General features: G+C 67.7%; 18 protein-coding genes and 1 pseudogene. 8 read left to right on the top strand and 11 right to left on the bottom strand.

Going from position 1 to position 19,329, the window contains the following annotated elements; translation table 11 throughout:
- Positions 1–21: 21 nt before the first annotated feature.
- The 4 genes from BLV25_RS01790 to BLV25_RS01775 form a co-directional block, all read right to left on the bottom strand.
- Positions 22–1,371 carry an outer membrane protein assembly factor BamB family protein gene (locus BLV25_RS01790; RefSeq protein WP_092730483.1) on the bottom strand — a complete coding sequence of 450 codons (1,350 nt, stop codon included), beginning with the start codon at positions 1,369–1,371 and terminating at the stop codon, positions 22–24.
- 87 nt (positions 1,372–1,458) lie between these two features.
- Positions 1,459–1,755 carry a hypothetical protein gene (locus tag BLV25_RS01785; protein WP_092730481.1) on the bottom strand — a complete coding sequence of 99 codons (297 nt, stop codon included), beginning with the start codon at positions 1,753–1,755 and terminating at the stop codon, positions 1,459–1,461.
- A 97-nt stretch (positions 1,756–1,852) separates the two neighbouring features.
- A complete protein-coding gene (locus BLV25_RS01780) occupies positions 1,853–2,197 on the bottom strand; it encodes a hypothetical protein (protein WP_092730740.1) in 345 nt (114 codons plus the stop codon).
- A gap of 93 nt (positions 2,198–2,290) precedes the next feature.
- Positions 2,291–3,634: an APC family permease gene (locus BLV25_RS01775; protein WP_092730479.1), complete on the bottom strand. Its 1,344-nt coding sequence runs from the start codon at positions 3,632–3,634 to the stop codon at positions 2,291–2,293.
- Between the two features lie 207 nt (positions 3,635–3,841).
- Between BLV25_RS01775 and BLV25_RS01770 the strand changes: the two genes are divergently transcribed.
- A complete protein-coding gene (locus BLV25_RS01770) occupies positions 3,842–4,426 on the top strand; it encodes a nitrous oxide reductase accessory protein NosL (RefSeq protein ID WP_092730477.1) in 585 nt (194 codons plus the stop codon).
- A pseudogene (locus tag BLV25_RS01765) lies at positions 4,423–4,506 on the top strand (sulfite exporter TauE/SafE family protein); the annotation flags it as partial. The gene BLV25_RS01770 and the pseudogene BLV25_RS01765, both read left to right, overlap by 4 nt.
- A gap of 69 nt (positions 4,507–4,575) precedes the next feature.
- On the opposite strand, the gene BLV25_RS01760 reads toward BLV25_RS01765, so the two are convergent.
- Both BLV25_RS01760 and BLV25_RS01755 read right to left on the bottom strand, forming a co-directional pair.
- Positions 4,576–5,274 (bottom strand): SCO family protein, encoded by a 699-nt coding sequence (locus BLV25_RS01760; RefSeq protein WP_092730476.1) that lies wholly within the window; start codon positions 5,272–5,274, stop codon positions 4,576–4,578.
- A gap of 127 nt (positions 5,275–5,401) precedes the next feature.
- Positions 5,402–5,740, bottom strand: coding sequence for a DUF7471 family protein (locus BLV25_RS01755; protein WP_176819416.1), 339 nt, complete (start codon positions 5,738–5,740; stop codon positions 5,402–5,404).
- Positions 5,741–5,883: 143 nt separating this feature from the next.
- Here BLV25_RS01755 and BLV25_RS01750 point away from each other — a divergent pair, with 143 nt between their 5' ends.
- Positions 5,884–6,384: a winged helix-turn-helix transcriptional regulator gene (locus BLV25_RS01750; protein ID WP_092730474.1), complete on the top strand. Its 501-nt coding sequence runs from the start codon at positions 5,884–5,886 to the stop codon at positions 6,382–6,384.
- Positions 6,385–6,413: 29 nt separating this feature from the next.
- Here the strand turns inward: BLV25_RS01750 and BLV25_RS01745 are convergent, their stop codons facing one another.
- The 4 genes from BLV25_RS01745 to BLV25_RS01730 all read right to left on the bottom strand — a co-directional run bounded on the left by BLV25_RS01745 (position 6,414) and on the right by BLV25_RS01730 (position 11,758).
- Positions 6,414–7,283: a copper ABC transporter permease gene (locus BLV25_RS01745; RefSeq protein ID WP_092730472.1), complete on the bottom strand. Its 870-nt coding sequence runs from the start codon at positions 7,281–7,283 to the stop codon at positions 6,414–6,416.
- Positions 7,284–7,312: 29 nt separating this feature from the next.
- Positions 7,313–8,107 (bottom strand): ABC transporter ATP-binding protein, encoded by a 795-nt coding sequence (locus BLV25_RS01740; protein ID WP_092730470.1) that lies wholly within the window; start codon positions 8,105–8,107, stop codon positions 7,313–7,315.
- Entirely contained in the window at positions 8,104–10,263 is a 2,160-nt protein-coding gene (locus BLV25_RS01735; protein ID WP_256335625.1) for a NosD domain-containing protein, read from the bottom strand. The genes BLV25_RS01740 and BLV25_RS01735 overlap by 4 nt, the downstream gene beginning before the upstream one ends.
- Before the next feature lie 742 nt (positions 10,264–11,005).
- Positions 11,006–11,758: an IclR family transcriptional regulator gene (locus tag BLV25_RS01730; protein WP_092730466.1), complete on the bottom strand. Its 753-nt coding sequence runs from the start codon at positions 11,756–11,758 to the stop codon at positions 11,006–11,008.
- Positions 11,759–11,879: 121 nt separating this feature from the next.
- On the opposite strand from BLV25_RS01730, the gene gcvT reads away from it, so the two are divergent.
- From gcvT to ilvA, 5 genes are all read left to right on the top strand, one after another.
- Positions 11,880–13,031, top strand: coding sequence for a glycine cleavage system aminomethyltransferase GcvT (gcvT, locus tag BLV25_RS01725; RefSeq protein ID WP_092730464.1), 1,152 nt, complete (start codon positions 11,880–11,882; stop codon positions 13,029–13,031).
- A 4-nt stretch (positions 13,032–13,035) separates the two neighbouring features.
- Positions 13,036–13,425: a glycine cleavage system protein GcvH gene (gcvH, locus tag BLV25_RS01720; protein WP_092730463.1), complete on the top strand. Its 390-nt coding sequence runs from the start codon at positions 13,036–13,038 to the stop codon at positions 13,423–13,425.
- Positions 13,426–13,428: 3 nt separating this feature from the next.
- Entirely contained in the window at positions 13,429–14,817 is a 1,389-nt protein-coding gene (gcvPA, locus tag BLV25_RS01715) for an aminomethyl-transferring glycine dehydrogenase subunit GcvPA (RefSeq protein WP_092730461.1), read from the top strand.
- Complete coding sequence (gene gcvPB / locus BLV25_RS01710) at positions 14,817–16,244, top strand: aminomethyl-transferring glycine dehydrogenase subunit GcvPB (RefSeq protein WP_092730459.1); 1,428 nt, start codon at positions 14,817–14,819, stop codon at positions 16,242–16,244. The genes gcvPA and gcvPB overlap by 1 nt, the downstream gene beginning before the upstream one ends.
- 132 nt (positions 16,245–16,376) lie before the next feature.
- Positions 16,377–17,648 carry a threonine ammonia-lyase gene (gene ilvA / locus BLV25_RS01705; RefSeq protein WP_092730457.1) on the top strand — a complete coding sequence of 424 codons (1,272 nt, stop codon included), beginning with the start codon at positions 16,377–16,379 and terminating at the stop codon, positions 17,646–17,648.
- 58 nt (positions 17,649–17,706) lie between these two features.
- Here the strand turns inward: ilvA and lpdA are convergent, their stop codons facing one another.
- The gene (lpdA, locus tag BLV25_RS01700; protein WP_092730455.1) at positions 17,707–19,125 is read right to left on the bottom strand and encodes a dihydrolipoyl dehydrogenase; all 1,419 of its coding nucleotides are present in this window, start codon (positions 19,123–19,125) and stop codon (positions 17,707–17,709) included.
- Positions 19,126–19,329: the final 204 nt, after the last annotated feature.

The following is a 19,329-nucleotide window of genomic DNA, read 5'->3' as shown; positions in this document are numbered from 1 at the left end:
CTTTCGTCGGGCGGTCGACCCCTATGAATCGTCGACGAGACAGTACGCGTGGCCCGGCGTCCGGACGGTCGTGGGCTCGTCGTCGTTCCAGTAACCCGTGATGTCGGCGCGTTCGGCGTAGTAGATCCGGCCGTCGTGGGGCACCGCGGCGCTGGTGACGTGGCCGTTGTTCGGGACCGTCCATCGGACCGCGCCGGTGTCCTTCTCGAGGGCGTAGAGGTTCCGGTCATAGGACCCGACGAGCACCGCGTCGGCCGTGACCGTCAGGGATCCGATGACGTGGCCGCCGACGTCCCGCGACCAGATCACGTCGCCGGTCTCCATGTCCAGAGCGTAGACGTGCTCGTCGTCGTTGCCCATGTACACGATCCCGGTCTCCGGGTCGACGCCGGGGTTGGACATGATTATCTGGCCGGTCTCGAAGGACCACAGCTCCTCGCCGGCGTCGGTGTCGAGACAGTAGAAGTGGCCGTCCCAGGACCCCACGAACGCGCGACCCTCGTACTGCGGGATCGTGCCCTTGATCTCCGCGCCGGTCTGGAAGGACCACTCGAAGTCCAGCGAGGGGAACTCCCAGCAGTAGCAGACGCCGTCGTTCGAGGCGGTGATCAGTCGCTCGTACTCGGGGTCGATCGAGACGGAGGGATGGGGCATCCCCCACAGCCGGTCGTCGCTCCAGAGGGGCCGGCCGGTATCGGCGTCGACCGCCCACAGGGTCCCGGCCGGCGGGTTGTTGTACTCCACGACGACGTAGAGGACCCCGTCCCAGTAGGCCGGGCTCGAGCCGATCGCGATCGCGCCGTCGAAGGCGAACCGCGAGGTGCGCCAGACCTGCTCGCCGGTGCCGACGTCGAAGGCGTACAGGTCCCCGTCGTAGCCGCCGATGTAGGCGACCCCGTCGACGATCGCCGGGGTGCCGTGGATCCCGAGCGAGGTGGCGCCGGTCCGCTGGGTCCACCGATGCCGGCCCTTCGGGCCGACCGCGTGGACGATGCCCGTGTCGCCCGGGATCACGATCGTTTCGTCGTCGGGTGCGGGTCGCGGACTCGCCTTCGCGGCGGTGTGGCCGATGTAATTCACCGGGAACTGCCAGTTGACCGTGACCGCGTCGGGGACGGTCGCGTCCGGGTAATACCCAAGCCGGCGCAGCCCGCGGCGGAACATCGTGACCCCGGGGTCGTCGGGATACGTCCGGTCGCCCGGCAGCGGCTCGGGATCGAAGTCGGCCTGTGATCGGTCGAGGGTCGTATGCCCCCAGCCGTCGAGGCAGCCGGCCGCGCCGGTCGCCGCCGCGGCGGCGACGCCGGCGAGATACCGGCGACGGGAGGGGGAGCGTGGATCGCGGGGCGGCTCGTCTGGCGGGTTCGACATTCGAGTCGGTTTCACTCGCGGGCACTGGGGTATAGCTGTTGTGTTCGACCGGAGGCCGGACGTTCCGTTCGCTCGGCGGTCGGGTCCTCACTCGAGAAGCCGGTCGCGAACCGCCGCGACCGTCTCGGGCCAGTCGTCCTCGAAGTCCCCAAGGGCCTCCCGGACCGCCGACCGGTGGGTTCGGATCCACGCCTCCTCCTTGTCCATCTCCAGCCGCCACTCCGCGAGCGAGTCGATGGCGAAGTCCGCGGCCGCGTACGTCTCGTCGTCGACGCGGACGCGTCCGTGCAGCTCGCCGCAGTCGTGACACCGGAGCGTGGAGACGACGAAGTATCGCTCGAGCCGGTCGTGAACGGATCCGTCGTCGCTGGATGGTGAACGCATCGAGACGGGGTGTGTCGGCATCAGTTATAAACCATCGTGAAGGGGCCCCGTTCCACGGTGTACTCACGAAGCGAAGCCACGACCGCTCGGGACGCCGCTAGGCACCCGGCACGCCGAAGGCACCGATCCCGAGACTGAGCAGGCCGTTGAGCACGAACAGGATGACGAGCGCGGCGATCCAGGCGACGAGCCCGATGATCGCGGCCTGCCCCCATCCGCCGGGGTAGCGCCAGTTGATGACGCCGACCCAGACGACCAGCGCGATCAGCGGGCCGACCAGCGGCACCCAGGAGACGAGCGCCCACGCGACCGCGCCGATCAGGGCGGTGATCACGGCGTGTGAGTAGTCGTCGACGTCGGCGATGACCCGCGCGCCGGCGTAGATGGCGAGTCCGCCCACGAGCAGCGCAACGACGAAACTGACGATCGATCCGAGTACCATGGTGACCGTTTCGGCCGTCGACGTATATATCGTCCGGCGGACGTCATCGATGAGTGACACGTTTGGAACCGCGGGCGACCGTCCGCCGATCGGCTACCGCAGGTCCGGGATCTCCGCCCGGATGACGTCCCGTTCGAAATACAGCGTCTCGACGAGGAACGTCGCGACGGCGATACCCAGGACCGCGTAGAACGTCTCCCGTTCGGCGGTGTAGAGGTGGTAGAACAACAGCACGAAGAAGAGCGCCGCCCCGACCGCCCCGACGGCCGGCCAGACCGCGCGGATGCGCTCGCGATCGCGCTGGGTGAACGCGAGGAGGCTCATCGCGCCGAACACGACGATGAACGACAGCGACGCGAAGGAGGTGATCGCCGAGAGGCTCCCGACCGCGGTGAACGCCGCGGTGACGCCGCCGATGAGGAGCACGGTTCGCGGGGGGACGCCGTCCGCGCTGGCGTCGCCGATCCGGTCGGGCAGGAGGTCGCTCGAGAGCATCCCCTTGGCGAAGTAGCCCGTCGAGAACAGGGTGGCGTTGATCGCGCTCCCGGTCGAGAGCAGCGCCGACAGGGAGATGACGGTCGCGCCCGCGCCCGCATAGCCGACGGTGCCGGCGATCGTCGAGGCGGCATCCACCAGGGCCGTATGTGGACGCGTTCGAAGCGCCTGCGGCGCGAGATCGGAAGTCGCGACCACCACGAGGACGTAGACGACGACCGCGGTGGCGATGGCGATCGCGATGGCTTTGGGGATCCGATCGAGCGGGTTCTCGATGCTCTCCTGGTCGTAAAACAGCAGCTGCCAGCCCTGGAACGCGACGAACGAGACCGCGGCGGCCATAACCGGGCTGAACGACGTGAGCGTCGATGCGCCCAGATCGACGGCCGGCGGCGACGTGGCGATCGCGTAGCCGACGCCGCCGAGGCCGAACGTCACGAGCACGAGGACCTTCCCCGCGACGAGGACGGTCTCCACCGTGCCGGTCGCGCGGGCTCCGAGCAGATTCAATCCGACGAAGGCCGCGATCGCGCCGACCGAGACGATCGGGCGAAGGGGAGCGGCCCCGATCGATTCGGGGACCATCGGAAACGAGATCACGAACTCCGCGAACGCGAACGCGTACATCGCCATCGACCCGATGTAGCCGAGCAGCAGCGTCCAGCCGACCATCCCGGCGATCGTCGTGTTTCCGGTGAACGACCGAATGAAGGTGACCGATCCGCCCCCCGTGTTTCCGTCGTTCGCGGCGATCAGCGCGTTCAACTGGACGTAGGAGTAGCCCGCACAGGCCGCAACGACGCCGGCCAGGAGGAACGCACTCCAGGTCGCCGCCCCGGATATCTGCGTGACGACGCCCAGAACGGCGTATATCCCGCCGCCGATCATCCCGCCGAGCGCGATCGAGACGGCCTCGGTCAGCCCCAGCGTTTCGGTTCCCATCCGACACCGGCCACGTAGCCGACGGAGACTTGTATATGTGGCCGCTTCGGTCGATCGTTCTTCCGCAGGCGGACGAGGGGCCGGTCGTCCGGAGCGCACAGGTTTCTGGCAGGTGGTGGCCGCACCGGAATCGGTTCGAGATCGCACCGGAATCGGTTCGATGATCGCACCAGAATCGGCTTGTAGCGCAGGTGTGAAGGGCAAATCGTGAACCGTCGACGATTTCTCACGGCGTCAGCGGCGATCGGTGGAGTCGGATCGACGGCGGGGTGTCTCGACCGGCTCTCCGCAGGGTCGGCGGACGCCGAGCCGGACCCGGTTGACCTCTCGGGCGGAACGTTCGACGACGATCACGGGATGGAGATCGGTCCTCACGGCGGTGCGAACGGACAGATATACTACGCGAACCACGCTCCGCCGGATCGCGAGGGGGGACCGTTCTGGTTTCACACGCTCGTGTTCAGCCTGTTTCCGTTCCACTTCGACCGACTCGATCGTGGGTGGGAGCCCGAGATCATCTACGTGACCGACTTCTCAACCGTCGACTGGACGATCGAGGATCGAGAGAGCGGTCCGACGATGCCCTCACCCACGGCACCCGAAACGTTCGGCGACGCGACGACGCTCACCTACGTGGTCGAAAGCGACGTCCGTGGCGGGATGGGTCCCGGCCTCCACCCGTTCTCCGAGGCGGACGAGGCCGCGGCGTTCGTCGACGACCACGGCGGGCGGACGATCGGCTTCGACGACATCGATCGGGCGCTCGTACAGGGACTCCGGGACGGCGAGTGAGCGTCTCGTCGGTCCCGGGCGTCGACGTCCTCCTGTTTTTCACGATCGGGCTTCTCGGCGGCGCCCATTGCATCGGGATGTGTGGCCCGTCGGTCACGGTCTCCGCGACTCGGATGGGAAACACGCCGAAACCGACGGCGGGACGACGATCACTCCGCAGTCGAGCCGGACGTTCCCGCGACGACCGCCTCAATATCGTTCGCAACGCGGTCGCGGTCGATCGTCTCGCCGCGGTAGGCTCGTTCCACGATCCCGCTCGGGTTCACGAGCAGCGTCACGACGGCGTGCACGAAGTCGTATCCGGCCACGCGGTCGCTGCTCGTGTCCCGTTCGAACCCGATCCCGAGCCGGTCCTCGACGACGCGTTCCGCGGCGGCGGGCGAGTTCGGACGGAGGTAGTGCCAGTTCCCGGCCCCGATATCGGCGCCGACCCGTCGAGCGTGGTCCCGAAGCGCGGCCGCATCGTCGCGTTCCGGATCGAAGGAGATCGGCAGGAACACCGCCGACTGCGTCAGCCCCCGGTCGGCGACGGCCGCCTGAACGTCGGCCAATCGGCGAAGCAGGACGCCACATTCGGCGGGGCAGGTCGCGAAGAACGCGGTGATGATCGCGGTTCGGTCGAGGTCGCCGGTATCGATCCGTTCGCCGGTCTGGGGGGAGGACAGCTCGACGGCGGGCATCGGCTGACCGTAGGCCGGATACGACAGCTCCTCGCCGTCCGCCTGCTGATCCGACTGCGGCTCGAGAACGACGTTATCGGGACGATCCGCGAGAACGGAGCCGAGACAACCGGTCACAGTGCTGATCGTCCCGGTCGCGACCCCGCACAACAGCGTTCGTCGTCGCATAGCGGCATCGACGTCTCACCCGGCCATAGGCGATCTGGCGCGTTCGACGAACGCACCAGCGTTCGTGTTCGAGAGGTCGGTACTCCCGCCTCGGTCGGGGGTATCCCACTGGTCCGGAACGGCGACCTCACCGGTCCTCGAGGGCGGTTACCGACCCGGGCGCGTACATATAGACCGCATAGAGCACGATCCCGGCGGTCAGCAGATCGAGCGAATGGCTGATGAAGTGGTGTGCGGGCATCGGGACGAGATCGAAAACCGTCCCGGCACCCACCACCGATCGAACCCACAACGCGCCGATCGCGACCGCGATCAGCCCGTATTGGGGTCGCCGACGGCGACGGTACGCGACCACGCTGACGAGGAAGAGCACCCCGGTTCCGATCGACGCGAGCAGGATGACGACGAGGATCGGGAGCGCAGCGTCGATGCCCCACGTGGTCTGCCCCAGTACTGCGCGAATCACACCGGCAATACGGGCGCCCGTATAAGAAGGACATCGGTCCGGATGACCGGGACCGGGCCGCTCGCGGCCGAGCCAGTCGAGGCGTTCCCATGTAATGAAAACCGACACGCGATTAAGCACGCTCGCCGTACGACCATCGATCGATGTCCGACACCAGGGATCGGATCCGTCGACGCGTCCACGCCACGCCCGGCCTCCACTTCCGACGGATCGGCCGCGAGCTCGATCTCGCGACCGGACAAGTCCAGTACCACCTCCGTCGCCTCGAACGTGAAGGGGCGATCGTCGAGGAGCCGGTCAGCGGAAAAACCCACTACTTCGCGCCGTCCTTCGAGCCGTGGGAGCGTCGGACGATCGCCTTCCTGCGACGGGAAACCGCACGCGGAATCATCGTTCGACTCGCTGCGGACGGGCGGAAACGGCCACCCGAGCTCGCGGCCGAGCTCGAGCTCGCCGAGAGCACCATCTCGTGGCACCTCTCGACGCTCGCGGAGCACGACGTCGTCGAAAAATCGGCCGCGTCTCCGATGACGGTCTCGCTGACACGGCCGGACCGAACCACGGAACTCATCGACGTCGTTTCACCGTCCGTCTCCGACCGGCTCGTCGACCGCTTCCTCCGGACGGTCGACGAGATGTTATAGCCGTTTGAAACGTCTGCCCAAGTCCCCGGTCATCGACCTCGGAGCGATTCGACCCGCCCGCGAACTCGCGCAAGCCGATCGGTGACGGCGTCGCCGAACGCCAGTGCGGCGATCGAGGCGCCGACGCCGATCGCCGTCCAGCCGAGCAGACTCCCGACCGCCGCGGCGGACGACACGAACCCGTCGTCCGGAGGGAGGGCGACCCCGATGACGTGTTCGAAGACGAGTCCCCGGAAGGCTCCGTTCGGCGGGATCGCGACGCGAGCCGGGAATGATGCGACCCCGGCGTCACCGCCGAGCGTACCGACCACCGCGAGATCGCCGCCAAGCACGCCGCCGATGAGAACGAGGGCGGCGAGCGCCAACGCCCCCCGCCGGCTGTTTGCAACCGCGCCAACGACCATCGCCAGCGACAGATACGGAAGCCCGAGGAGGACGACGAACGCGAGAAATCGGACGAAAAGCAGCGGCGAGTCGACGCCGGTGTGCGTGGCGTAGATCGTCGTGTCCGGGCTCGCGGTGAGCCAGACGTATCCACCCACCAGTGCGAACGGAACCAGCATCCCGAGGAGCGCGGCGAACCGGGCGGCAACGATGCCACAAACGTATTCGACCGTCGATATGGGATACGTCCGGATCATCGCCAGCTCCTCGGCGTCGGTGAGCAACGCTCGATATCCGAGCACGACGGCCACCACGGGGACGAGCAGTTCGGTCGGGAGCAACAGATCCACGATCGTGGGGACGAATCCGGTCTCACCGCCTCCGCCGACGGCAAGTACTCCGGCAAGCACGACCAGGAGCCCGAGGGAGGCGATCCAGTAGCCCGGCGTTCGGCGGATCGTCGCGATCTCTCGTCGAAGGACCGCGCCGATCACGCGAGCCCGCGATCCGGTCATCGCGTGGACGCCACCGTGGCGTGGACCGGTCATCGCGTGGACACCCCCGTGACGTGGACCGACTCAGCCGAATCCGTCGCTGGGTCGGCCACCGAGCTCGCTCCGGGCACGACCGATCGATAGAGGTCGGCGGCGGTGTCCACGTCGTGATCGGCGTACACCGCCGAAAGCGGCCCCGACGCCGCGACCGCTCCGTGCCGCAGACAGAGCACCCGGTCCGCGTACCGGTCCACCAGTTCGAGGTCGTGCGTGCTCACCACGACCGCGGCGTTCGCCTCCGTATCAGTCGTCGCGTTCACGCCCGCGTCCGTGCCGGCATACTGCCCCGCGAGCTCGAAGATCCGTTCACGCATACCGGGGTCCAGGCCGCTCGTCGGCTCGTCCAACACGAGGACGGGCGGATCGCCGATCGTTGCCTGTGCGATCCCCAGCAATCGACGCATCCCTCCGGAGAGGTCCTCGACCGACCGGTCGGCTGCATCGGAGAGGCCGACACGCTCGAGATATCCGTCCGGCGTCTCGTCGAGCAGCCGTGCATAGAACGCGAGCGTTTCACGGGCGGTGAACGACCCCCGGAACGACGCTCGCTGCGGGAGATAGCCGATCGGGCGGGCGGTGGCCGGTCCGTGATAGCGAACCGTTCCGTCGGTCGGCGCGGTGTCGCCGACGAGCGCTCGGAGCAGCGTCGATTTCCCGGAGCCGTTCGGACCGATGACGGCCGTTATGCCGGCACGGACGTCGAATGCGACGTCGGTCAACACCGCGACACCGCCGTACGTTCGCGTGACGTCGTCGACCCGAACGAGCGGTCGTTCGTCCGTCACTGCGGTACTCCCGTGGTAGCCATCGGTTGCGTCTCCATAATCGGCTTCGTATCCATCCGTCGTGTTGTGGTCGAGTTGGCGTCGTTGCGTGACTCGTTCAGTAGGTCCTGCCGCCACGCCGCGTGGGTTGGGCCGCTCGAGTCGGTCGCTCGCGCGATCCGATCGGGTGCGTGTGGCGTGCGTACCGGTGCCGGATCGATCACGCTCCCGGTGCGGGCACCGGGGACCGACCCGCGGAGCGCGGCGAGCGCACGGACGGACGGGGACTCGGCGAGCGTCGTGGCGGCCGGATTACGGTGAAGCGTAGCATCGACCGGTGAACTCGGTCGGTATGTGCGGTCGAAGGTCCCGGAAGACGTCCGGGCTGGTGCGCCGTTCGGACCGGTCAGCCACAGGGACGGCGACTCGTATGCTCCCTCCCAGTAGTTTCCGTGATCGCCGTCCGCCCAGATCCGTAACGGGCCGGACCCTGCGGACGCGTGTCGGTCGTTCCCGACGAAGTCGTTGCGTGCGATCAAACTCGACGGGATAACGGTCGTCGACCGCGCACCCATCCCGTTGTCGGCGATCACGTTGTACTCGTAGACGGATTCGCGGGCGCTCGTCGACAGCCCGAGTTCGTTGTTCACGAGCGTGTTGTACCCGACATAGCTCCGGATGCCGGACGGCTGGATCGCGGTCGGCGTTCGGCGGATGTCGTTGCCGACGATCGCGTTCCCTTCGGGACGCGTCATCACCGTGATCCCGCCGAACTCCTGATCGCGGATCACGTTGTCGGCGAGCAGCGTGTCGCTCGTGTACATCAGATGGATCCCGTATCGGGTCTCTCGGAACGTGCTGTTCCGAATCACCGATCCGTCGCCCCGGTGGAGGTAGATGCCGTCCCGGCCGCCCGTGAACGTGCTTCCGGCGACGGTGATCCGGGAGTTCAACGCAGTAACGCCCATAAACCCGTTCTCCCAGCCTTCCGTGCCGGTCACGCGAACGTTCCGGATCACCGCATCGGACCCCTCCCGAAGCAGGATCCCGCTCGCGTTGGTCTCGATCGTCGTGTTCGTGACGACGAGCCCGGGCGAGTCATCGGCCAGAATTCCGGCGTCCCCGTATCCGTATCCGGTTCGGATGAGCTCGTCCCACGCCGCGTCGTCGTCGGCATCGGAACCGGGCGGCTGGCTGATCGCCTCGTCGTCGCGCGTTCGATTTCCGGTTCCCGAGATCCGAATGCCGGTGATCGAGACGTTCGCCGAGCGCACCGTGATCACCGATTCGGTCCCGTTCCCGCGAAGCCGCGCGCCCCGGCCGGTAAGGGTGATCGGCTTCTCGATGCGTATCCGCTCCTCGTAGGTTCCCTCAGGAACCACGACCGTCGTGTTCGGCGGCGCGACGTCGACCGCCTCCTGGATGGATCCGGCCCGCCGGATCGAGTCCGCTTCGTGGTTCGCGTCCGCTTCGTGGTTCGCGTCCGTCTCCCGGTCGACGACGACGGACACCGGACGATCTGTTCGTGCGGTGGCCCGATCGATCCGCTCGGTTGCCCGGGTCCACCGCTCGGGAACCGCCTCCCGAACGGTCGCCGCCGTGTCCACCTCGAACCGGCGCTCGCGAAGCGTCGTCCACGTACTGACCGTTCCGCCCTCGGCCGTCACGAACGAGTCGGCGGCATCCCGATCGGCGAACGGGACGACGGTCTCGCCGGCCGTGGTCCGGGCATCACTCCCGATAACGTAAACCGCCTCGTCCGCCGGCGTCCACGTCGTCGATCCCGTCGCCGTCAGCCGACCGCGATCGTCGACCGACGGCGCAGCGTCGTCGTACGTCTGCACGTATGCCGCCGTCGGATATCCAAGCTGCCGGCGCGTGTACGAGTCGTCGAGATCCGAGACCATCGTCTCGATGCCGGCATAGCCGACGACGTATTGGAACTGGGAGTAGAAGACCTGTGCCTTCGGGATCTCCCGCCGGCCGGCCATCACGTCGTCCGTCTCGGCCGAGACGCCGAGTTCGGCGGTCCGGTCGTATGCGACCGGATCAGGTGCCGCCACGCCGACGTCGACGACGAAGGCGGCCACGACGAGGACCGTGATCAGCGCCACCGTGGACCAGGCGAAATGGCGGAGGAGTCGTGCGCCGTCGCCGGAGAGGTCGATCCGCGACACGTTCGGATCGACGACGCGTGCGGATATAGTCCGTCTGGTACATCCCTCGAACTCATCGGCCGTCGGAGTCACGCGAGCCGCCCGGCCGATCACGAGCGCGGAAAGATAAATAATAAACAATATATAAATATGTGTTGCTTTCATTTTAATTAGATGACTGCCGGTCGGGTTCGGAACGGAAAGGAACGGCCCGGATGCCGCCCATATCGGTCCGAGAAACGGATCCCTCCCGACGAGCAGCACCACCGACCGTAGCGGGTGCTTCCGATCGAGTCGTCGACGGATCGAACCGGATGACGGCTGCCGGAACCGCCTCGGAAGCTGCAGTGTGGCGGCTTGCCGGTCGATCCCGGTGACCCGTCGCCGTCGGTGTGACCCCGTTCCGTAGACCACGATCGCGTCCGTCGAGTACTAAATATAACGAGGTATCTCAAAACGTATCTGGATCCATATAGAAACGTCGTATGAATGCTGCTAACGCGATCAGCGGGAGACGGACTGGTCCCTGCTAACGCGATCAGCGAAGGACGGACTGGTCCGGTCGAACGAAGAGTTCGTTCACGGGGGACTCCGATGACTTCCGTCGAGCAGCCGCGAGACGACGTCGACCGGTGACCGGGGACCAGGATTTATTACAAATATATGGGTGTAATAGATCGGCTAGCGAGATCCGACCCACCTCGGGTACGCCGAACCGGCTACCGCTTGTTTCGGCTCCTGGGAAACCGGCTGGAGAAAGTCGTTACCCCTGTTCGTAGTCCTCGAGGGCGGCCTCGACGTCCGCGACCGTGGACCGGAGCCGTTCGGCGACGACCTCGTCCTCGGGTAGCCGATACGGGGGTCCGGAGATGTCGAGCGTTCCGAACACGCTTCCGTCCGGCTCCTCGATCGCGATCGCCACGGCCCGCAATCCCTCCAGTTCCTCCTGTGCGTTGACGGCGTAGCCCCGTTTCCGGATCGTCTCGAGCTCCTCGTGGAGGGCGTCGCGATCGGTGATCGTGTTGTCGGTGTGGGCCGGCAGCCCGTATCGGTCGACGAACCCGTCGACCCGGGATTCGGGAAGCTCCGCGAGCGTTGCTTTCCCACATGCCGAACTATGGAGGTCGAAGTACCGGCCGACCTGAAACCCCTCGTCGGAGGGCGTGGTCGTCTCGTCGAAGAGGATGACCATCCGGTCGTTCTCCTTGATCGCGAAGCTCACCTCCTCGCCGACCCGGTTCGACAGGTTCCAGGCCCGCTCCTTCACGATCTGGTAGCGTTCGTCGCGCCACCGCGCCTGCTCGCCGAGGTGGAAGAGCTTCATCCCGAGCTGGTAGACGTCGCCCTCGCGGACCACGTACTCCATCTCGCGGAGGGTTCGGAGGTGGGTGTGGAGCGTGCTCACCGGAATCCCGGTGTGGTCGGAGATCTCCGACAGCGTCGCGCCCTCCAGGTCCCGAATCGCCTCGATCGTGAGGAGGGACGTTTTCGATGTCGTGCGCGATCTGTTTCCCATATTGGAAAACAATATGCGTGTCAACATAAAAGTGGGCGCTCGTGCGAACGCCGGCGAGCGCCGGCGAACGCGCGCCGCAACCACGGAAACGCTTTTATATTGACGCTGCCGAACTCCACTCGTGTCGCTACGCACGCCACCACTCCATCAGGTACACCGCGACGCCGGGGCGGAGTTCACCGACTTCGGCGGGTGGGAGATGCCCGTCTCGTACGCGGGGATCAGCACGGAACACGCCGCCGTCCGGGAGTCCGTCGGAATCTTCGACGTCAGCCATATGGGTGAGGTCGAGGTCCGCGGCCCCGACGCGACGGCGGTTATGGACCACCTGACGACCAACGCCGTGGCGGACCTCGAGCCGGGGGATGCACAGTACTCGTGCATCCTGAACGATGACGGCGTCATCATCGACGACACGGTGATCTACAGGTACCCCGACGAGGACGCGTACCTGTTCGTTCCCAACGCCGGCCACGGGACGCAGATGACCGACCGTTGGTCGACGCACGCCGCGTCGCTGGATGCGGACGTCACGGTCGAGAACCGGACCGAGGACCTGGGCCTCGTTGCCATCCAGGGTCCCGACGCGATCGAGACGGTCGACGCGCACGCGCAGGACTCGATCGCCGACGTCGGCCGCTTCTCGACGATCAGAACGACGATCGGCGACGTCGAGTGTCTGGTCGCCCGGACGGGATACACCGGCGAGGACGGCGTCGAGGTCTTCTTCGACGCGGACCGCTCGCGCGAGCTGTGGGGGACGTTCGACGACGTCCAGCCCTGCGGGCTCGGCGCGAGAGACACGCTCAGGCTCGAGGCCGGCCTCCTGTTATCCGGACAGGACTTCGATCCGGAGACCGAACCCAGAACGCCCCTCGAGGCGAAGCTCGGGTTCGTTGTGGACGAGTCGAAGGACGACTTCGTCGGCAAGGACGCGCTGGCCCGCCAGGCGGAAACGGGCCCCGAGGAACTTCTCGTCGGGATCCACCTGAACGGGCGCGGGGTGCCACGCAACGGCTACGAGCTGTACCGCGACGACGAGCACCTCGGCCACGTCACGAGCGGAACGATGAGCCCGACGCTCTCGGAGCCGATCGCGCTCGGCTACGTGGACGCCGACCACGCGTCGACCGGCACCGAGATCGCGGTCGAGGTCCGCGGCCGGAGGATCCCGGCGACGATCGTCGGCCAGCGGTTCCTGGACTCGCTCGGCGGAAACGGCGGGGACGAGGCGAGCGACGGGAACGACGCCACCGACGGAACCGACGACTAACGCTATGGACTACGAGATACCGACCGATCGGCGGTACGCGGAATCGCACGAATGGGTACTGGCCACCGACGAGGAGGGCGTCCTCCGGGTCGGCATCACCGACTTCGCACAGGACGAGCTCGGCGACATCGTCTTCGCGGAGCTCCCGCGGGAGGGCGAGACGTTCGACCGCGGCGACCAGTTCGCGGTCGTGGAGAGCATCAAGGCCGTCTCGGACATCTACCTCCCGGTGTCGGGGACGATCGAGGCGGTCAACGACGCGGTCACCGACCGGCCGGAGCTGATAAACGAGGACCCGCACGGTGACGGCTGGCTCGTCGAGATCAGCACGGACGAGGACGTCGAGGACGTCGACTCCCTTCTCACGGCAGCGGAATACGAGGATCAGATCTAACCCATGAACCAGACACACCCAACGCGTGAAACGGACCTCTCGTTCGACGAGTCCGATGCGGCGCAGGCCGAATCGGGAAGTCCGTTCACGCCACACGATGCCGAGGACGTAACGGAGATGTTGGCCGCCATCGGGGCGGACGACGTCGAGGAACTGTTCGACGTTCCGGAGCCGGTTCGATACGACGGATCGTTCGGGATCGAGGGACGGTCGGAACGGGCGGTTCGACGGCGCCTCGACCGGACGCTGGACGCCAACGCGGACGTCGTCGAGTTCCTCGGCCGCGGGCACTACTCCCATTACGTCCCGTCGGTCGTCGACTCGCTGTCGCTTCGGTCGGAGTTCATCACGTCGTACACGCAGTACCAGCCGGAGGTCTCCCAGGGGTTCCTCCAGGTCCTGTTCGAGTTCCAGTCGCTGGTGACCGAGCTCACCGGGATGGACGTCGCGAACTGTTCGATGTACGACGCCGCGACGGCCCTCGGCGAGGCGGCCACCCTCGCGGACCGGGTCCGCGCCGCGGACGGGTCGACGATCCTCGTTCCCGACTACCTCCGGGCCGAGCGGCGAGCGGTCCTCGAGAACTACGCCGACGGCCCCGGACTCGAGATCCGGGAGTTCCCGACCGCAAACGGGATGGTCGACCCCGACGCGCTGGAGTCGGCCCTCGGGGAGGACGTCCTGCTCGTCTACGTCGAGAACCCGACCACCGACGGCGTCATCGAGGAGCACCTCGACGAGATCGGGTCGATCCTCGAGGACCGGGAGACGTTGTTCTGTCTCGGCTCCGACCTGCTGGCGTTGTCCCTGCTACAGAACCCGGCCGACGTCGGCGCCGACGTCGTCGTCGGGAACGCCGGCGTGCTCGGGCTCCCGAACGTCTACGGGATGGGCATCGGGCTGTTCGCGTGCCGCGAGGAGTTCCTGCGACAGGTACCCGGGCGGCTGGTTGGCGCGAGCGAGGATGCCGACGGCGACCGGACCTACACGCTCACGCTGCAGACGCGCGAACAGCACATCCGCCGCGAGCGGGCGACGTCGAACATCTGTAGCAACCAGGCGTGGGTCGCGCTGCGGACCGCGATCCACGCGGCGTATCTGGGACCGGAGGGGCTCACCGCGCTCGCGGACCGATGTACGCGTCTGCCCGCACGGCTCGCCGCCGAACTCGACGCGATCCCGGGCGTCTCGGCGCCGGCGAACGACGCCTACCACTTCCGGGAGTTCACGGCGGAGATCGACGGCGACGCCGAGGCGGTGGTCTCGGAGTTGGCGGACCGCGGGTTCGCGGTGCACCGGCGCGGCGACGACGCGATACAGGTCTGCGTCACGGAGACGAACGAGGAGCACGCCGCGGAGCTCCTCGAGACCGTCCGGGAGGTGATGGCGTAATGCAACGACATCGACAGGCGAAATGGGACGAGACGGAATCGGACGGCCACGAGCCGCTGTTGGCCGAGAAGGACCTGACCCGCCACGAGCCGAGCGACACGTACCTGCCGGACGATCTGACGCGCGACGGGGTCGAGCTGCCCTCGATCTCGGAGCCGGAGCTGGTCCGCCACTACACCCGGCTCTCCCAGATGAACTACGGGATCGACAGCGGGCCGTACCCGCTGGGGTCCTGTACGATGAAGTACAACCCGAAGTTCACCGAGGACATCGCCGGCCAACCGGCGGCGGCGGTCCATCCGGACCGCGATCCCGAGCTGGCACAGGGGACCCTGCAGGTCTACCACGAGCTGCAGGACTACCTGTCCCGGATCGGCGGGATGAGCGCCGTCACCCTGCAGCCGCCGGCCGGGGCGGCCGGCGAGCTGACCGGGATCCTGGTCGCGAAGGCCTACCACGAGCACAACGACGAGGGCGATCAGCGCGAGGAGATCCTCGTTCCCGCCAGCGCCCACGGCACGAACTTCGCGAGCGCCGCGATGGCCGGCTACGACATCGTCGAGCTGCCGGCCGACGACGACGGGCGGGTCGACCTCGACGCCCTCTCCGAGGCGGTGGGCGACTCGACCGCGGCGCTGATGCTCACCAACCCGAACACGCTCGGCCTCTTCGAGCGTGACATCGAGGAGATCGCGACGATCGTCCACGACGCCGGCGGGCTGCTGTATTACGACGGCGCCAACCTCAACGCGCTGCTCGGGCGCGCCCGCCCCGGCGACATGGGCTTCGACGTGATGCACTTCAACGTCCACAAGACGTTCGCCACGCCCCACGGCGGCGGCGGCCCCGGTGCCGGCCCGATCGGCGTGCGCGAGGGGCTCGAGAAGTTCCTGCCCAGCCCGCAGGTCCGCGTCGACGGCGACGAGTACACGCTCGTCGAGCCGGCCGAATCGATCGGGAAGGTACACGGGTCGATGGGCAACTGGCTCGTGCTTCTCAAGACGCACGCCTACATCTCCCGGCTGGGCGACGAGGGGCTGGTCGACACCAGCGCGAAGGCGGTGCTCAACGCGAACTACCTCGCCGAGCGGATCGACCTCGAGGTTCCCTTCGGCCCCTTCCACCACGAGTTCGTGGCGAGCGCCGGCGAGACCGACGCCGCGGACTTCGCCAAGGCGATGCTGGACAACGGCGTCCATCCGCCGACGACGAAGTGGCCCGAGATCGTCGACGAGGCGCTGATGACCGAGCCGACGGAAGCCGAGAGCAAGCGCTCGCTCGAGCGGCTCGCCGCGGCCTTCAACGCGGTCAGCGAGGCGGACGACGACGCGATCGCGGCGGCGCCACGGATGACCGCCGCGAAACGGATCGACCAGACGACCGCCGCCCGGGATCCGAAACTGAGCTGGCAGCAGCTCTCCGACTGATTCGCGGGTCCCGTCCTCCCGCGCCCGCGGCGACGCCGACCGCAACGACGTCGTCGCGGTCGCCGGGATCGGCGTTCAACGAGCCACTGACCGCTTCGACGTCTCACGCGTCCCGATATCATCACGATTCGAATGACCATCACCATCGAGGACATCACGGCAGCCGAGGACAGGATCGACGACGCCGCGGGCATCCGGCGGACGCCCGTCCAGACGAGCTCGACGCTGGGCGACCGGCTCGGGGCGGACGTCCGGTTGAAATGCGAGCACCTCCAGAAGACGGGGTCGTTCAAGCCTCGCGGCGCGTTCAACGCCATCCACCGGATCGCGGACGGCGACGCGGACCGCGTCGTCGCGGCGAGCGCGGGCAACCACGCGCAGGGCGTCGCGTTCGCGGCGACCGAGCTCGGGCTCGAGTCGGTGATCGTGATGCCGGAGACGGCGCCGCAGGCGAAGGTCGACGCGACCGAGGGCTACGGCGCGACCGTCCGGCTCGTGGGGGACACCTTCGCCGACGCGATGGCGACCGCCCGGTCGCTGGCCGCGGACACGGACACCGAGTTCGTCCACGCGTACGACGACCCCGACGTCGTCGCCGGCCAGGGGACGATCGGCCTGGAGCTGCTCGAACAGGTTCCCGAGATGAGTCTCTTCACGATCCCGATCGGCGGCGGCGGACTGATCGGCGGGATCGCGACCGCGGTCAAGGCCATCGACGACTCCGTCCGGATCGTCGGCGTGCAGGCCGAGACGGCCGCCACGGTGCCGCAAAGCCTGCGGAAGGGGCGGCCGGTCGAGAACGAGACCCCGGACACGATCGCCGACGGGATCGCGACGGGGAGCGTCTCGGATCTCACGCTCGAGATCATCGACGACCACGTCGACGAGGTCGTCACGGTCACCGACACCGAGATCGCGCAGGCGACGCTGTGGCTGCTCGAGCGGACGAAGCAACTCGTCGAGGGGGCCGCCGCGGCCGCCGTCGCGCCGCTGCTCACCGGGGCGGTCGACTGTCGGGGCGAGACCGTGGTGCCGGTGCTCGGCGGCGGGAACATCGACGTCGCGACGCTGCAGGACATCCTCACGCGGGCGCTCGTCGACCGCCGGCAGTTCGTCACGCTCACGGTCAGGATCGACGACCGGCCGGGCGTGCTCGGCGAGGTCGCCGAGATCGTCGGCCACCACGACACGAACGTGCGAAGCGTGCGCCACGACCGATCCGAGGAGGGGCTGCCCGTCGGCACCGCGGATCTGGTCATCCGGATGACGACGCCCGGCACCGCGGCGATCGACCGGATCATCGCGGATCTCGAGGCGGCGGGATACGCCATCAAACGCGTCGTGCCGGCGATCCACTCCGACGGGGACGACGCTGACGGAGACGAGGATGGACTGACGCGGTAGGAACGTCGAGTACCTCGATGGATGCTTCGATCGCGACCGATCGAACCGCTACGCTATCCTATCGATTGAGCGTGTGGATCGCCTGCCCCATCGCGTTCTCCGCGGCCTCCATCACGGCCTCCGCCAGCGTCGGGTGGGTGTGAACGGTGGTCGCGACGTCCTCGAGCGTCGCGCCCGTCTCGACCGCCAGCGTGACCTCCGCGATCAGCTCGGAGGCATCGGCCCCCACGATCTGCGCGCCGAGCACGGCGTGGCCGTCGGCGTCGGCGACGATGCGGACGAACCCGTCCGTCGCGTCCGCCGTCATCGCCCGCCCGGAGGCCCGGAACGGCATCTCGCCGACCACCGTGTCGAACCCCTCCGCGGTCGCCTCCGCCTCGGTGAGTCCGACCGTCGCGATTTCGGGGTCGGTGAACACGGCGCTCGGGACGGCCTGCGCGTCGAGGGCGGCCGGCTCGCCGGCGATGGTCTCGGCGGCGACGATCCCCTCGCGGCTGGCCGCGTGGGCGAGCATCGGGTCGCCCGCCACGTCGCCCACGGCGAAGACGTGATCGAGGTCGGTCCGTCCCTGCGCGTCCGTCTCGAGGAAGCCGTCCGCGTCGGGCTCCAGGCCGGCCGCGTCCAGTTCGAGCGTGTCGGTCACCGGCTCGCGCCCGACCGCGACCAGCACGCGGTCGGCCTGGTAGACCGATTCCTCGCCGTCCTCGGTTTCGGTGACGATTTCGATCCCGTCGGCGGTCTCGCGTCGGTCGCTGGCGCCCTCGCCGAACGAGAACTCGATCCCCAGCTCCTCCGCACGCGAGCGAACGACGCGTTTCACGTCGTCCTCGTAGGTCGGGAGCACGTCGTCGAGCATCTCGACCACCGTCACGTCGGCGCCGAGCTTGGCGAACGTCGTGGAAAGCTCCATCCCGATGTACCCCGCACCGACGACCACGAGGCGGTCGGGAACGGTTTCGGCGCCGAGCGCGTCCCGCGAGGACCACACGGAGTCCGCGGCGAACGGGAAGTTCGGGATCTCGATGGGCCGGCTCCCGGTCGACACGATCGCGTGCTCGAAGGAAATCGTCTCGGGCGCCGCATCGGGCCCGGCGACGGCCAGCTCCGATTCGGACGCGAACGTCGCCGTTCCCTCGACGAGCCGCACCCCGTTCGCCTTACACAGCTTCTCGACGGAGCGCGTCATCCGGTCGACGATGCCGGACGTCCAGTCCTGCAGCGTCGGCATGTCGACCTCGAGATCGCCCTCAAGCCCCATCTCCGCCGCGTGGGTCGCGTCGTGGGCGAGGTCGGCCGCGTGGATGTACGCCTTCGAGGGGATACAGCCCGCGTTGAGACAGACGCCCCCGTATGCGTCCCTCTCGACGAGCGTCACGTCGAGGTCGTGTTGTGCGGCGCGGATCGCGGCGACGTAGCCGCCGGGGCCGGCGCCGATGACCGCTACGTCCGTTTCGATGGATGGATCGGTGGTGCTCATGGGTTGGTGAACCGCTGGTGGTCGTGTGAACCGCTGGTGATCGCGTGATTCGGTCGTAGTCCCCGCCCGTGATCCGGGACGCTGCGCCGTCGTTCGGTCATAACGCGGGGAGACACGCGAGAGCCCGCAGCTGGACTCCCGCGAATCGTTCGTTTCTCAGTGATCCGCGAACCGATTTATAAATTCTCATCGAGCGCCGAGGGG

It is taken from the genome of Halopenitus persicus (genome assembly GCF_900107205.1).
Taxonomy (GTDB): Archaea; Halobacteriota; Halobacteria; order Halobacteriales; family Haloferacaceae; genus Halopenitus; species Halopenitus persicus.
This window is presented reverse-complemented; position numbering and strand designations above follow the sequence as displayed.